Consider the following 10,878-nt stretch of genomic DNA (forward strand, 5'->3'; position numbering starts at 1 on the left):
AATGCACCAGGGATGCGACTTCTTCCGGCTTGCCCAAGCGGTGCATGGGGATCTGCTGATCGACGATCAGTTCGGTCCCGGCAGACAGGATCGACGTCTCGATCTCACCCGGTGCAATCGCATTGACCCGCACACCGTGTGGCCCGAAATCATGGGCCATTTCCCGCGTCAGTGCGGCCAGTGCAGCTTTCGAGCAGGCGTAGGCGACCCCGGCAAACGGGTGCACCCTGGAACCTGCAATCGAGGTGACGTTGATCACCGAGCCTTGCGCCGCCTTGAGCTCATCGAACAGCCCTTGGGCCAGTAACGCCGTGGAAAACAGGTTGACGTTGAACACGCTGAGCCAGGTGGCGTAATCGGATTCCAGCACGCCCAATCGTGCGCCGGCTTCGCCTTTGGGTGAAATGCCGGCGTTGTTCACCAGGGCATCGAGGCGTCCGCCGAGTTTCTCCCGGATCAATGGCAGGCTGCGGCGCACTTCGTCGATGTCTTCCAGGTCCAGGTGGATGTGGTTCAACTCGCCTTCAGCCCAGGGGCAGCCTTCGGTCCAGTTCTGTCGCGAGGCCGTAAACACGCGCCAGCCCGCAGCGTTGAAGTGCTTCACCGTGGCATGGCCGATGCCACGGCTCGCACCGGTGAGGAGGAGGGTTCGTTGCTCGGTCATGCAGGCGCTCCTGAGGAAGGGGTGGAGTGGTGAGACTATACCAGTAAAAATTATGATGCATCATATTCTAAATATGTTACTAATGAGCTGCGCCTCGGAATCATCGCCGTGCGCCGGCCACCAGGTGCAAGACACCCGGCGCTGACCGAAATATTGCTGCCAAAAACAAAAAAACCACCTGCCATCCCTTAGCTGCCGCTCACGCACGTAGCGAATTCGGAGAGACGCATGAACAGCAAAATCGCAACTGTACTGATGCTTGGAATGCTTGCCGGCCCTTTGAGCGCCGCTGAAAAACTGACCGTGGTGTCCTTCGGCGGCAACAACCGCCAGGCCCAGGAAAAAGCCTTCTACAAACCCTTCACCTCGGAAAAGAAAGTGGCGATCACGGCCGATGACTACAACGGCGAAATGGCCAAGATCCGGGTCATGGCCGACACCGGGAAAACCAGCTGGGACGTGGTCGAGGTCGAATCCCCCGAGCTGTTGCGCGGTTGTAGCGAAGGCCTGTTCGAGCCATTGGACTGGTCGCGCATCGGCAAGAAAGAAGATTTCATCCCGGCCGCCGTCAGCGATTGCGGGGTGGGTATCTTCATCTGGTCTACCGTTCTGACATACGACCCGAAAAAACTCGCCAGCGCGCCACAGGGCTGGGCGGATTTCTGGGACGTGAAGAAATACCCCGGCAAGCGCGGCCTGCGCCGTGGCGCCAAGTTCACCCTGGAGTTCGCCCTGTTGGCCGATGGCGTGGCCAAGGAAGATGTCTACACCTTGCTCGGCACCGAGGAGGGCGTGCAGCGGGCCTTCCGCAAACTGGATCAGATCAAGCCCGACATCCAGTGGTGGGAATCCGGCGCGCAGCCGTTGCAATGGCTGGCGGCAGGCGACGTGGTGATGACTTCGGCCTATAACGGGCGTGTCACCTCGGCGCAGGCGGAGGGACAATCGTTTGAAATGCAGTGGAATGGCAGCCTGTACGACCTGGATCACTGGGCCATCGTCAAAGGCTCGCCGAAGAAGGCCCTGGCGGAAAACTTCATCGCGTTTGCCAGTGCACCGGTTCAGCAGAAGCACTTTGTCGAGGCCATTCCTTATGGGCCAAGCAACACCAAAACCGTGGCACTGGTCGATGAGGCGGTGGGCAGCAAACTGCCGACTTCACCGGATAACCTGAAGAACGCCCGGGCCACGGATGCCGAGTTCTGGATCGACCACGGCGAAGACCTGGAAGAGCGTTTCATCGCTTGGGCCAACAAGTAATGCAAGGGGCCTGCGCGAGCAGGCCACATCACCGAAGCGAGGAGTCATGAACAATGCCGCTTGAGAAAGTATCGGCGCAACCCTGTCTGCTGGAGGCGGCCCCTGCCCGTGTCAGTGACGGGCAGGTCCTTGGGGTCCTTGCGCAGCACTACGCGATCAGCGGAAAACTCGAGCAACTGGGCGGCGAGCGCGACCTCAATTTCCGGGTCATGCTCGCGGACGGTACGTCGCGTCTGTTCAAGTTGTCGCATCCATTGGAAAACCCGCAGGTCGTGGACTTCCATAACCAGGCCATGCTCCAGATCGAGCGTAACGATCCGGCGTTGCCGGTGCAGCGTGTCTTTGCATCACTCGGCGGGCGATTCGTGGAGCCGGTCGAAATCGAAGGCCAGCGCATGTTGGTCCGTCTCCTGTCCTTCGTTGACGGCTTGCCGCTGCACCGCGTCGCCCACACATCGGTGAATTTCAGGCAGAACCTGGGCCAAGCGCTCGCCCGGTTCGACCTGGCCCTGGACGGCTTCAGCCATCCCGCTGCCGGGCACGTCCTGCTGTGGGACATGCAACACGCCCAGCGCCTCAGGCCCCGGCTGAAACACATCGAGCCGGGCGTTCGTCGCGACCGGATCGAACACAGCCTGGACCGCTTCGAATCCCAGGTACTGGGCAAGTGCGCCACGCTGCGCCACCAGGTGATCCATAACGACATGAACCCGCACAACATCATCGTCGATCCGGATCAGCCCGATGTGTTGCGCAACATCCTGGATTTTGGCGACATGGTCCACGCGCCGTTGGTCAACGAGGTCGCGGTCGCGGCATCGTACCAATTGGGGGTGGCGGGCGACGTCCTGGCCCCGGCGCTGGACATGATCCGCGCCTATCACCAGGTCAATCCCCTCACCGGCGAAGAATTGCAACTGCTGCCGGTGCTGATCTCCACACGCCTGGCGTTGTCGTTGTGCATCAATTATTGGCGGGCCGACCTGCACCCGGACAATCGCGAGTACATCCTGCGCAACTCATACCGCGCCCAGGATGCCCTGGCGGGATTGTCCGCAATGGCACCCGCCGAGATCCACGACAGAATCCTTGCCGCTTGCACCCAGGAGGTTGGCGCATGAGCATGATCAACGGTTTCACTTCTGAAGATGCCGATCGCCTGTCAGACAAGGAAAAACGCCTTGTCGAACGCCGGGCACGGTTGCTCGGCCCGGCCTATCGACTGTTCTACGAACACCCCTTGCACACGGTGCGCGGCGAGGGCGTGTGGCTGTACGACGAACAAGGCCGGCGGTATCTGGATGCCTACAATAACGTGGCGTCGGTGGGGCATTGTCATCCCCGGGTGGTCGAGGCGATCAGCCGGCAGGCCGGGCAACTCAACACCCACACTCGCTACTTGCAGGAGGGCATGCTCGATTACGCCGAGCAACTGCTGGGCACCTTTCCCGAGTACCTCGAGCGGGTCATGTTTACGTGCACCGGCAGCGAGGCCAACGATCTGGCGTTGCGCATCGCCAAACAGTTTACCGGCGGCACCGGCGTGATCATCACCCGCTTCGCGTATCATGGCGTCACGGGTGATATCGCCGAGCTTTCTCCGTCGCTCGGCCCGAGCATGGTTCTGCCACCCCACGTGCGCACCGTTCGCGCCCCCGATGCTTATCGGCTGGGTGCGGATCAAGTGGCCTCGACCTTCGTGGCTGACGTCCGTGCGGCCATCGATGACCTGCGCAAACACGGCATTCGTCCGGCGGCGATCCTGCTCGACGGCATTTTCGCCAGCGATGGCGTCTTTGCGGGCCCAACCGGCTGCATCGCCGAAGGGATCGCATTGGCCCAGGCCGAAGGCCTGTTGTACATCGCCGATGAAGTCCAGTCCGGCTTCGCCCGCACTGGCCTGAACATGTGGGGTTTCCAGCGGCACGACGTGCGCCCCGACCTCCTGACCCTGGGCAAGCCGATGGGCAACGGCCACCCCATCGCCGGCCTGGTCGGTCGAGCGCAAGTGGTCGATCACTTTGGCCAGAACATGCGCTACTTCAACACCTTTGGCGGCAACCCGGTGTCCTGCGCAGCGGGGCAGGCCGTGCTGGACGTCATCCGTGACGAACAGTTGCAGCAGCGCTCGCACACCCTGGGTGAATGTCTGTTGACGGGGTTGCGGGAGCTGGCCGAGCGTTACCCGATCATCGGCGATGTGCGCGGTGCCGGGATGTTCCTGGGGGTCGAGCTGGTGACCGATCGCGCCACAAAAGCGCCTGCCGCCACGCAGACCCGTCAGGTGGTCAACGCGATGCGCGAGCAGGGCGTATTGATCAGTGCTGCCGGGCCGCTGGAAAACGTGCTGAAGATTCGCCCGCTGCTGGCCTTCGAACAGGAGCATGCGCACTTGCTACTGGAAGCGGTCGGCACGGCGCTGGAAGGGCTGCAGCCGTAGCGGTTCAGACGATATCGTCGATCAGGATATGGTGCTGCCCACGGCTGCAGCGTTCGATGCGCGCCTCGACCTTGTACACCGCGCGCAGCATCTGCTCGTTGATCACTTCATGGCTCGGGCCGCTGCCCTGAGCGGTGCCATCGGCGATGACCAGCACCTGATCGGCGAAGCGCAAGGCCTGGTTCAGGTCATGGATGGCGATGAACACGATGACTTCGCGCTTTCGCGCCAGGTCGCGCATGAAGTTCAGCACCTGGACCTGGCGGTGCATGTCGAGGGCGCTGGTGGGCTCGTCCATCAGCAGGATCTGCGGTTCGCGCACCAGCGTCTGGGCGATTGAGACCAGTTGTTGCTGGCCGCCGCTGAGTTCACCCAGGTTGCGGAATGACAGCGGCGTAATGCCCAGGGCGTCGAGGATCTCATCGACCAGTTTCAGGGGTCGTCTCAGAAAACGGAAAATAAAGCACGCTAAGCGTGCGTGGAGGCTGGCACCCAGCGGTACAGCGTCGGAATGGACACGCCGAGGTTCTTGGCCACGTCCTTGGGCGGCACCCCGCTGGCCAGCAGCTTCTTGGCCGACTCGATCTTGCTGTCGGTCATCTTCGGCTTGCGGCCGCCTTTGCGGCCGAGCTGCTTGGCGACTTCCAGCCCGGCGCGGGTGCGCTCGACGGTCAGCTCGCGCTCCATTTCGGCAAGGCTCGCCATGACGTGGAAGAAGAACCGCCCGGATGGTGTGCCGGTGTCGATGGAGTCGGTGAGGCTCCTGAACTGGACACCGTGCTTGTGCAGATCGTCGACCAGATCGACCAGTTGCTTGACCGACCGGCCCAGCCGGTCGAGCTTCCAGACGACCAAAGTATCGCCTTCGCGCAGCATTTCGAGCGTCTTGGCCAAGCCAGGCCGGTCTGCCCGCGTGCCACTCACCTTGTCCTCGAAGACCTTTTTACATCCGGCCTTGCTCAAGGCTTCGCGTTGCAGCTCCAGGTTCTGATCCTGCGTCGAGACGCGCGCATAGCCAATCAACATGGCTTGTCTCGCGCCCGGTCGATGCGTTCCTGCATCGCCTGCATCACTTCTTCGTGGGTGTACGATCTGGCGTTGGCGTCGGTGGCTTGCCGCAGGGCTTCCTCAACCTCGCGCGTCATCCGCTCGTAATCCTCCGGCCACAGCGCTTGCTCCATGCGCAGCGACGCCTGACCCAGCAGGTGCAGCAGGCTGAACAGCCGCATGTCGTTGGTGGCGACGATGCGCTCCCGAATCTGCTCCTGAATAGCTTCGCTAGCCCGATGCGCTTGTGGTGTGGCAGTCCCCTCGTAGTCAGCGGGGAATTCCGCTTCCTCGGCAATCCTTGCCCAGGCGCTGGCCAGCGCCTCGATGGTTGACGTGCTCATTTCCGCCGCTCCTGTGCTCTTTGGCGAATCAACCGGCCAAGGGGCCTCGACGCGAAAACCAGCAGCATCACGCCTATCGGATACCAGGTCGAGAAGACCACCAAGGCATCGAAGGCTGGCCGTCCGGTGTTGGTAGGCAGTACGGCGGTCACAGCCATCAACCCGCCGACCGTCCAGATGATGCGCCACACGTAGGGCATCACGCGGGGCACGTAGCCGTCATCGAAAGCGGTCTGGTAGTAGCGGCGCAGGCCGCGCTCGGCAAGCGCCTGGCGCTGCCGCTCCGACAGCGCATCCGTCCGGCCATACCAGCGCCGGAATGGTGGACAGCGCAGCAGCAAAGGGGTGAAGAGGATCATCACCGCCACGATCGCGACACCCCACGCCATGACGGCGCCGGCATCGGGCCGCTTGGCGTTCTCGATCACGGGCGCGAAGACGCCCGGAGCACCGATCATCCAGAACAGCGCAATGTGCTGATGGAAGGAGAGCTTCATTTGCTCATCCACTTGCGCAGCAGGCGCTTTTTCAGGGAGGCGCGTTCTTGCGGGTTGCGTCCCTTGTGATTGGCGATGCGATCCGCCGTGGCGGCCTGGCGCTTGACGGGCCAGTAGGAGCGGCCATCCTTGCCCATCGACCAGACGCTGCTGGCCTGGTTTTCCAGCAGGGGCAGATGGGCGCTCAGGGCTTCGGGCGACGCGCTGGTCAGCGCCGTGCGCTCACGGGTGCGCCAGCGCTGATGCCAGAGCTTCTTGTCCTCGCGCTCGCTGCCGCAGGTCGTGTGCCCGACGATGGGTGTTTTGCGGCGGCTGCGGCTCATAACGTAGTGGTCTCCAAGAACATTCAGGACTGATCCCAGGCGTCGATGGTCAAGACCTGATCGGCAGGACAGGCGGCTACGCGGTCGGGAACTGGATGGTGTTCAGTCTCATGCCGACCCCATTCGATTGATCGCGTCGCTTGCGGCACGCTGCGACGCAAGGAGGTTTGCGACCTGGTTTAGCAGCCGTGTCCGCTGCATGTCTGTTACCTATCTCCCCGACCGCTCATTGGACCAACTCCAGAGATTGGGCTCTATCGCTCAGCCAATACGAAACCGGCATTGGCTGATGCCACAACCGAGACGAACACAAATGGCTCGGTACCTGTATTTCGCGCCCCGTGCACTTGGCCCGGTCTTGCCACGGCTATCTCACCTTCCCTGAGGGCACGAACAATCCCATTGCCCTGAAAGTAATCAGCCATTCCCGACAAAACAGTCCACGTGTCTTGGCCGTGAGGATGAATGTGAGCCGCAATTTCCTGCCCGGGATGGACATGCCAAACCACGATAATTGAGTCTCGGGTTTCAAGCACAACGGAACGAATAGGCTCGCCTTCGGACGGCTGAACATACTCGGCTACAGAAAATATTCTCGATTCAACAGTCATCGGAGATCCCTCTTTCACAGTGCCCCCAGACAGGCTGGATATGAGTTCTAACTCGAATTTGAACGGGAGGCTGGTCGTGCGGTCGTGCAGTTGCCGATGAGCGTGTCGGCTGCTGCCTCCTTGCCCACCAGCGAACTCACGTCCGTTGCGGCCATCCAGAAGGTCTTGCCCGAGCGCGGCTCATAGGTCGCGGGATCGAACACGCCAGAGGGGCCGAACATCGGCGGCTTGATTGGTCATGGCTCCATGCCTTTGTCGTTACGGTCTTCATCGTCGGCATCCTGACGCACGGCGGGCAATTGCTGGAGCAACGCCGGCAGCCATTCCTGTACCGTCTCCCACACCACATCGAGGTTGATGTCGAAATAGCCGTGAGCCATGCGATTACGCATATTGCGCATGCTGCGCCACGGCACGTCGGCATGCGCCTGGGTGAACTCGACGTAGCCATCCATCACCTTTGTGGCCGCCTCGCCGATGACGATCAGGCTCATGATGACGGCCTGCTGGGTGCGCTTGTCGGCCAAGAAGTCGTCCTTGGCCATCCCTTCCACGAAGCTGCGCGCATCGGTTGCGGCCTGCTGAATGTGGTCGAGGTAATCGGGCAGGCGGTTCTCGCTCATATCGGTTGCGCCTCCGCGAGCACCTTGGCCCGGAACTTCGGCGGCAGGTCGCCGGGAGTCAGCAGATCGACGTCAACGCCGAGCAGCGATTTCAGTTCTTCTTCCAAATCGCCCAAGTCCAACAACGTGGCACCGGGCAGCGCATCGACCAACAGGTCGAGGTCGCTGCCATCCCGGTCGGTGCCATGCAGCACCGAGCCGAAGACGCGCGGGTTCGCGGCGCGAAAGCGGCCTACCGCTTCACGCACTGCGCTTCGCTTCATGTCAAGCACAACAGACGGTCGCATGGGCATCCTTTCTTATCGAAACTCGTTGAGATGATATGCAATCAAGAATAGAATTTCAAGAACTATTTTCGAGAATCGCAATGCCTTGATTCCCGTGCCGCGTGTCACTTTCAGAAGGCGACAGCACGAAATATCAAAAGTCGACCGCACGGTCTTTTCTGACGTTGGAGTCGCCTCAGAAAACGGAAAATAAAGCACGCTAAGGCGTAGTTCCCTCGGGCTACACCGCGTCCGCACTGCGCGGTTCTTTCTTCCCTTGCAGTGACGCAATCAGCGGGCAGGAAACGTTCCCCTTCCGCGCATGGCAGGCGCACACCAAATCAGACAGCACGGCCTCCATGCGCGCCAGGTCAGCCATCCTCTCGCGCACGTCCTTGAGCTTGTGCTCGGCCAGGCTGCTGGCTTCCTCGCAATGGGTGCCATCCTCCAGCCGCAGCAGCTCGGCGATCTCATCCAGGCTGAAGCCCAACCGCTGGGCTGATTTCACGAAGCGCACCCGCGTTACATCCGTCTCGCCATAGCGGCGAATGCTGCCGTAAGGCTTGTCCGGTTCCGGGAGCAAGCCCTTGCGCTGATAGAACCGGATGGTCTCCACATTGACCCCGGCCGTCCTGGCGAAAACGCCAATGGTCAGGTTCTCCAAATTGTTTTCCATATCGCTTGACTCCGTACATAACTACGGAAGTAAGCTTAAGCTATCCAATTCAGATTCGAAAGGACAAACGTATGTCTGAACCTCAAAACGGGCGCGGCGCGCTCTTCACTGGCGGGCTGGCCGCCATCCTCGCCTCGGCTTGCTGCCTCGGGCCGCTGGTTCTGATCGCCTTGGGGTTCAGCGGCGCTTGGATCGGCAACTTGACGGTGTTGGAACCCTATCGCCCCATCTTTATCGGCGTGGCGCTGGTGGCGTTGTTCTTCGCCTGGCGGCGCATCTACCGGCCGTCAGCCGCCTGCAAACCGGGTGAGGTTTGCGCGATTCCCCAAGTGCGAGCTACTTACAAGCTCATTTTCTGGGGCGTGGCCGTGCTGGTTTTGGTCGCGCTCGGATTTCCCTACGTCGTGCCATTTTTCTATTGATCACAGGAGTTCACCATGAAAAAGCTGCTTTCCGCCCTTGCCCTCGCTGCCGTTGTTGCCCCCGTGTGGGCCGCCACCCAGACCGTTACGCTGTCCGTACCGGGCATGACCTGCTCGGCCTGTCCGATCACTGTCAAGAAGGCGATTTCCAAGGTCGATGGCGTCAGTAAAGTTGACGTGACCTTCGAGACGCGCGAAGCGGTGGTCACCTTCGATGATGCCAAGACCAGCGTGCAGAAACTGACCAAGGCTACCGAGGATGCGGGCTACCCATCATCAGTCAAGAACTGATCATGAAAGACCCGAAGACACTGCTGCGGGTCAGCATCATTGGCACAACCCTCGTGGCGCTGTGTTGCTTCACCCCTGTTCTGGTCATTTTGCTCGGTGTGGTCGGCTTGTCCGCGCTGACCGGCTATCTGGACTATGTGCTGCTGCCTGCGCTGGCGATTTTCATCGGCTTGACCATCTACGCCATCCAACGAAAACGCCAAGCCGATGCCTGCTGCACCCCGAAATTCAATGGAGTAAAAAAATGACCGAAATCACCGTGAATGGCATGACCTGCACATCCTGCGCCACCCATGTCAAAGATGCTTTGGAAAAGATTCCCGGCGTGAATGCCGCTGTGGTGTCCTATCCAGAAAGCCGCGCGCAAGTCATGGCAGACACCGCCGTGAGCCACAACCAACTGCTGGCCGCCATCGCCGCATTGGGTTATCAAGGCTCGATCCGGGTTGGTGATTTCAAAGATGAACCAAAAATCCGTGATGCACTTGAGGGCGCCGGTTTGCATATCGCCATCATTGGCAGCGGCGGGGCCGCGATGGCGGCGGCGCTGAAGGCCGTCGAGCAAGGCGCGACGGTCACGCTGATCGAACGCGGCACCATCGGCGGCACCTGCGTCAATATCGGCTGTGTGCCGTCCAAGATCATGATCCGCGCTGCCCATATTGCCCATCTGCGCCGGGAAAGTCCGTTCGACGGCGGTATTGCGGCAACTGTGCCTGCGATTGACCGCAGCAAACTGCTGGCCCAGCAGCAGGCCCGTGTCGATGAACTGCGGCACGCCAAATACGAAGGCATCCTGGACGGCAATCCAGCCATCACCGTTTTGCACGGTGAAGCGCGTTTCAAGGACGACCAGAGCCTGGTCGTCCGTTTGAACGAGGGTGGCGAGCGCGAGGTAACGTTCGACCGCTGCCTGGTCGCCACCGGTGCCAGTCCGGCCGTGCCGCCGATTCCGGGCCTGAAAGAGTCACCCTACTGGACTTCCACCGAAGCGCTTGTCAGCGACACCATTCCCGCACGCCTGGCCGTGATCGGTTCGTCGGTGGTGGCGTTGGAACTGGCGCAAGCCTTTGCCCGGCTCGGCAGCCAGGTCACGATCCTGGCACGCAGCACCTTGTTCTTCCGGGAAGACCCGGCCATCGGCGAGGCCGTGACAGCCGCTTTCCGCGCCGAGGGCATCGAGGTGCTGGAGCACACGCAAGCCAGCCAGGTCGCCCATGTGAACGGCGAATTCGTGCTGACCACCGGACACGGTGAATTGCGCGCTGACAAGTTGCTGGTTGCCACCGGTCGGGCACCGAATACGCGCAGCCTCGCGCTGGACGCGGCGGGGGTCACTGTCAATGCGCAAGGGGCCATCGTTATCGACCAAGGCATGCGCACGAGCAACCCGAACATCTACGCGGCCGGCGAC

At 61.3% G+C, this 10,878-nt stretch carries 16 protein-coding genes and 1 pseudogene; 7 read left to right on the forward strand and 10 right to left on the reverse strand.

All coding sequences use genetic code 11. From position 1 onward, the window contains the following. A partial coding sequence (locus tag MF6396_RS27075; RefSeq protein ID WP_078481961.1) for an SDR family NAD(P)-dependent oxidoreductase occupies positions 1-664 on the reverse strand: 664 nt, incomplete at its 3' end. A gap of 228 nt (positions 665-892) precedes the next feature. On the opposite strand from MF6396_RS27075, the gene MF6396_RS27080 reads away from it, so the two are divergent. From MF6396_RS27080 to MF6396_RS27090, 3 genes are read left to right on the forward strand one after another with little or no spacing between them, the layout of a single operon-like run. Next, positions 893-1,924 (forward strand): ABC transporter substrate-binding protein, encoded by a 1,032-nt coding sequence (locus MF6396_RS27080; RefSeq protein ID WP_016487048.1) that lies wholly within the window; start codon positions 893-895, stop codon positions 1,922-1,924. 53 nt (positions 1,925-1,977) lie between these two features. Continuing rightward, positions 1,978-3,045, forward strand: coding sequence for a phosphotransferase (locus MF6396_RS27085; protein ID WP_016487049.1), 1,068 nt, complete (start codon positions 1,978-1,980; stop codon positions 3,043-3,045). Then, on the forward strand, positions 3,042-4,364 hold the full coding sequence (locus MF6396_RS27090; protein ID WP_016487050.1) for an aspartate aminotransferase family protein: 1,323 nt from the start codon (positions 3,042-3,044) through the stop codon (positions 4,362-4,364). Before MF6396_RS27085 ends, MF6396_RS27090 begins: the two co-directional genes overlap by 4 nt. 4 nt (positions 4,365-4,368) lie before the next feature. Here the strand turns inward: MF6396_RS27090 and MF6396_RS27095 are convergent. From MF6396_RS27095 to merR, 9 genes and pseudogenes are all read right to left on the reverse strand, one after another. After that, positions 4,369-4,866 (reverse strand): annotated as a pseudogene (locus tag MF6396_RS27095) (ABC transporter ATP-binding protein); the annotation flags it as partial. Beyond that, complete coding sequence (locus MF6396_RS27100) at positions 4,833-5,390, reverse strand: recombinase family protein (RefSeq protein WP_078481962.1); 558 nt, start codon at positions 5,388-5,390, stop codon at positions 4,833-4,835. The pseudogene MF6396_RS27095 and the gene MF6396_RS27100, both read right to left, overlap by 34 nt. Beyond that, a complete protein-coding gene (locus tag MF6396_RS27105; RefSeq protein WP_003100853.1) occupies positions 5,384-5,755 on the reverse strand; it encodes a hypothetical protein in 372 nt (123 codons plus the stop codon). Before MF6396_RS27105 ends, MF6396_RS27100 begins: the two co-directional genes overlap by 7 nt. After that, the gene (locus MF6396_RS27110; RefSeq protein WP_003100856.1) at positions 5,752-6,252 is read right to left on the reverse strand and encodes a hypothetical protein; all 501 of its coding nucleotides are present in this window, start codon (positions 6,250-6,252) and stop codon (positions 5,752-5,754) included. Before MF6396_RS27110 ends, MF6396_RS27105 begins: the two co-directional genes overlap by 4 nt. After that, positions 6,249-6,575 (reverse strand): hypothetical protein, encoded by a 327-nt coding sequence (locus tag MF6396_RS27115; protein ID WP_003100858.1) that lies wholly within the window; start codon positions 6,573-6,575, stop codon positions 6,249-6,251. The genes MF6396_RS27110 and MF6396_RS27115 overlap by 4 nt, the downstream gene beginning before the upstream one ends. Positions 6,576-6,829: 254 nt before the next feature. Further along, entirely contained in the window at positions 6,830-7,186 is a 357-nt protein-coding gene (locus MF6396_RS27120) for a cupin domain-containing protein (protein ID WP_003465043.1), read from the reverse strand. 236 nt (positions 7,187-7,422) lie between these two features. Then, positions 7,423-7,809 (reverse strand): HepT-like ribonuclease domain-containing protein, encoded by a 387-nt coding sequence (locus MF6396_RS27125; RefSeq protein ID WP_003100872.1) that lies wholly within the window; start codon positions 7,807-7,809, stop codon positions 7,423-7,425. Then, the gene (locus MF6396_RS27130; RefSeq protein WP_016487057.1) at positions 7,806-8,072 is read right to left on the reverse strand and encodes a nucleotidyltransferase family protein; all 267 of its coding nucleotides are present in this window, start codon (positions 8,070-8,072) and stop codon (positions 7,806-7,808) included. Before MF6396_RS27130 ends, MF6396_RS27125 begins: the two co-directional genes overlap by 4 nt. Positions 8,073-8,316: 244 nt before the next feature. Further along, entirely contained in the window at positions 8,317-8,751 is a 435-nt protein-coding gene (merR, locus tag MF6396_RS27135) for an Hg(II)-responsive transcriptional regulator (protein WP_000429838.1), read from the reverse strand. Positions 8,752-8,822: 71 nt separating this feature from the next. On the opposite strand from merR, the gene merT reads away from it, so the two are divergent. From merT to MF6396_RS27155, 4 genes are all read left to right on the forward strand, one after another. After that, on the forward strand, positions 8,823-9,173 hold the full coding sequence (gene merT / locus MF6396_RS27140) for a mercuric ion transporter MerT (protein WP_001294667.1): 351 nt from the start codon (positions 8,823-8,825) through the stop codon (positions 9,171-9,173). A 15-nt stretch (positions 9,174-9,188) separates the two neighbouring features. Continuing rightward, positions 9,189-9,464, forward strand: coding sequence for a mercury resistance system periplasmic binding protein MerP (gene merP / locus MF6396_RS27145; protein ID WP_000735441.1), 276 nt, complete (start codon positions 9,189-9,191; stop codon positions 9,462-9,464). Positions 9,465-9,466: 2 nt separating this feature from the next. After that, on the forward strand, positions 9,467-9,712 hold the full coding sequence (gene merF / locus MF6396_RS27150) for a mercury resistance system transport protein MerF (protein WP_000654684.1): 246 nt from the start codon (positions 9,467-9,469) through the stop codon (positions 9,710-9,712). Next, a partial coding sequence (locus MF6396_RS27155; RefSeq protein ID WP_078481963.1) for a mercury(II) reductase occupies positions 9,709-10,878 on the forward strand: 1,170 nt, incomplete at its 3' end. The genes merF and MF6396_RS27155, both read left to right, overlap by 4 nt.

The organism is Pseudomonas sp. MF6396 (assembly GCF_002018915.1).
Lineage (GTDB): Bacteria > Pseudomonadota > Gammaproteobacteria > Pseudomonadales > Pseudomonadaceae > Aquipseudomonas > Aquipseudomonas palmensis.

Coding starts and splice junctions, on each gene's coding strand:
- merT (WP_001294667.1), top strand. CDS start 8,823: ATGTCTGAACCTCAAAACGGGCGCGGCGCGCTCTTCACTGGCGGGCTG.
- MF6396_RS27125 (WP_003100872.1), bottom strand. CDS start 7,809: ATGAGCGAGAACCGCCTGCCCGATTACCTCGACCACATTCAGCAGGCC.
- MF6396_RS27080 (WP_016487048.1), top strand. CDS start 893: ATGAACAGCAAAATCGCAACTGTACTGATGCTTGGAATGCTTGCCGGC.
- MF6396_RS27120 (WP_003465043.1), bottom strand. CDS start 7,186: ATGACTGTTGAATCGAGAATATTTTCTGTAGCCGAGTATGTTCAGCCG.
- MF6396_RS27090 (WP_016487050.1), top strand. CDS start 3,042: ATGAGCATGATCAACGGTTTCACTTCTGAAGATGCCGATCGCCTGTCA.
- MF6396_RS27110 (WP_003100856.1), bottom strand. CDS start 6,252: ATGAAGCTCTCCTTCCATCAGCACATTGCGCTGTTCTGGATGATCGGT.
- MF6396_RS27130 (WP_016487057.1), bottom strand. CDS start 8,072: ATGAAGCGAAGCGCAGTGCGTGAAGCGGTAGGCCGCTTTCGCGCCGCG.
- MF6396_RS27100 (WP_078481962.1), bottom strand. CDS start 5,390: ATGTTGATTGGCTATGCGCGCGTCTCGACGCAGGATCAGAACCTGGAG.
- MF6396_RS27115 (WP_003100858.1), bottom strand. CDS start 6,575: ATGAGCCGCAGCCGCCGCAAAACACCCATCGTCGGGCACACGACCTGC.
- merP (WP_000735441.1), top strand. CDS start 9,189: ATGAAAAAGCTGCTTTCCGCCCTTGCCCTCGCTGCCGTTGTTGCCCCC.
- MF6396_RS27105 (WP_003100853.1), bottom strand. CDS start 5,755: ATGAGCACGTCAACCATCGAGGCGCTGGCCAGCGCCTGGGCAAGGATT.
- merR (WP_000429838.1), bottom strand. CDS start 8,751: ATGGAAAACAATTTGGAGAACCTGACCATTGGCGTTTTCGCCAGGACG.
- MF6396_RS27085 (WP_016487049.1), top strand. CDS start 1,978: ATGCCGCTTGAGAAAGTATCGGCGCAACCCTGTCTGCTGGAGGCGGCC.
- merF (WP_000654684.1), top strand. CDS start 9,467: ATGAAAGACCCGAAGACACTGCTGCGGGTCAGCATCATTGGCACAACC.